This window comes from Candidatus Nitrotoga sp. BS, from assembly GCF_927797785.1.
In the GTDB taxonomy this organism is placed as follows: Bacteria; Pseudomonadota; Gammaproteobacteria; order Burkholderiales; family Gallionellaceae; genus Nitrotoga.
On the sequence record NZ_CAKMLL010000081.1, the window covers coordinates 1 to 2,379 of the forward strand.

The following is a 2,379-nucleotide window of genomic DNA, read 5'->3' on the forward strand; positions in this document are numbered from 1 at the left end:
CATTCGTGCCAACAGTCGATTAAGTTCCAAACAGAATGGCGCACTACACTAGTAACTTTTGCTAAAGCAGAAAACGCTGTACATCCGTTTTTTTGACAATCTACTCTAGATGCTTTAGTGAAAGCAAGGTTAAAGACAGTAAATCAAACATTTGAGGCTTCCGTAGCATTTACGTAGGGAAAATCGCCGCAGCTCTCTGTGTCAAACGGCACAAACATCGTATGGAATTCACAGTTTTTTAAAACGCTTAAGCAACTCGACTGTTTTTGGCTGATGGCTCGAAGAAAAATTGAGACAGCGCAAATGGCTTGATAAGGCTTAGGCTGGTTGATCTGCCGGACTCACGGGTATAATGAGATTTTTTTAGCTAGGAATAGAAATGAATCTAGATCGAGTAACTTCTGGTCGTGACCTTCCCAATGATTTTAACGTCATCATAGAAATACCCATGAATGCTGATCCCGTCAAATATGAAGTGGACAAGGAAACCGGCGCCATGTTTGTGGATCGTTTCATGTCCACGGCAATGCATTATCCATGTAACTACGGTTATATTCCGCATACGTTGTCGGAAGACGGGGATCCAGTAGATGTACTTGTGCTCTCACCCGTACCGCTCCTTACTGGTGTGGTGGTTCGCTGTAGACCATTGGGCATGTTGAAGATGACTGACGAAGCTGGCGAGGATGGCAAAATACTGGCTGTGCCCGTTGACAAGTTATGCAGTCTATACAGCAAAATAAAGTCGCATGCTGACTTGCCGGAACTTATAACTTCACAAATCTCGCATTTCTTTGCTCACTATAAAGACCTGGAAGTAGGCAAATGGGTCAAGATAGATGGCTGGGTCGGGGTCAAGGAAGCCAAGGCGGAGATATTGAGTGGGGTCAAGTGCTATAAGTCAGCCGAGAACAAACCGATGTTCTAAATAAACGCTATTAAATAAATTAGTAAACGAAATTTAGTTTCGTTTAAGGTAGTCATCAAAAAGAGTTGGACTATATCTTTTGTTAAGATTTTGTATTGATAGATGGCATTTTTTAACTTTACGTTAACTTTGTTACTTATTAAGTTACCACATGGATTTTTATCTCGGTCTGGACTTTGGCACATCCGGGGCACGCGTTTGTGTTGTGGACATAGCCGAGACTATTATTCATGAAGATCACATTTGCTATCCTAATGCTGCTTTACAAAGTCATCTGAATTGGCGTGAAGCACTGCATACACTACTTAAACGTCTACCCGCAACTGTTGCAGCTGAATTACAAAGCATTGCTATTGCTGCTACTTCTGCCACAGTATTATTGTGTGATGAAGAGTTGGAGCCAACTACTCCCGCTTTGCTCTACTTCGATAGTCGAGCACAAGCAGAATCGGAACAACTAAAACAGCTTGCCCCACCGGACCACATTGTTTGCAGTGCAAGCTCAGGATTAGCCAAATTCCTGTGGTTGACAAGGCACACCGAACTTTCAAACGTTGCGTACTTTCTGCATCAGGCGGATTGGCTTGCTGCGCTGCTTACCGGGCTAGCTGGCGTCAGCGACTATCATAATGCGCTCAAGAGCGGCTATGACGCAGAGCGTCTATGCTGGCCGGATTGGATTAAGAGTTTGCCGCACGCCCATTTTCTTCCGCAAGTTGTCGCCCCTGGCGTCGGCATCACTAATATCAGCTCATTTGTGGCACAGCATTTCAAGATTAACCCAGCGTGCACGGTACATGCGGGCACGACTGACAGTATTGCCGCTTTTATTGCTTCAGGCATGCATGAAGCCGGCTCGGCTGTCACTTCGCTTGGCACGACCATAGTGCTCAAGCTGCTTTCGGAGCAACGGGTAGAAGCAGCGCAATATGGCATATACAGTCATCGTTTTGGTGATTTATGGTTGGCTGGCGGTGCGTCCAACGCTGGCGGCGGCGTGCTAAGGCAATATTTTGGCGATCTGCAAATCGATGCGCTCAGCCAGCACATTGATCCGGCCACTGATAGCCGTCTTGACTACTATCCGTTGCCGCGGCCTGGCGAACGCTTTCCAATTAACGATCCCACCAAGGTGCCACTTCTTACCCCGCGTCCTGCGGACGATGTACTGTTCCTGCACGGTCTGCTGCAAGGCTTAAGCCGCATCGAAGCGGCGGGTTACACCAAGCTGACTGAGCTTGGCTCAAGCTCACTAAAATCCGTTACCACCGTCGGCGGCGGAACGAAAAATAAAGTGTGGGGAAAAATACGCGAACGCTTGTTAGATGTGCCACTGTCGGTAGCGAAACACACTGAATCTGCCCGCGGCGCGGCCCTGTTGGCCAAGCGTGGATTGTAACTAGTGTAGTGAACCGTAATTAATGGAACTAATAACAATGGTGCCTGTCTCA

2 protein-coding genes are annotated in these 2,379 nt (G+C 47.0%); both read left to right on the forward strand.

Annotation, left to right across the window (positions count from 1 at the left end; genetic code table 11):
* The first annotated feature begins 379 nt into the window (after positions 1–379).
* Positions 380–928, forward strand: coding sequence for an inorganic diphosphatase (ppa, locus tag MJ769_RS10610; RefSeq protein ID WP_239237099.1), 549 nt, complete (start codon positions 380–382; stop codon positions 926–928).
* A gap of 151 nt (positions 929–1,079) precedes the next feature.
* On the forward strand, positions 1,080–2,327 hold the full coding sequence (locus MJ769_RS10615) for an FGGY-family carbohydrate kinase (RefSeq protein WP_239237100.1): 1,248 nt from the start codon (positions 1,080–1,082) through the stop codon (positions 2,325–2,327).
* Positions 2,328–2,379: the final 52 nt, after the last annotated feature.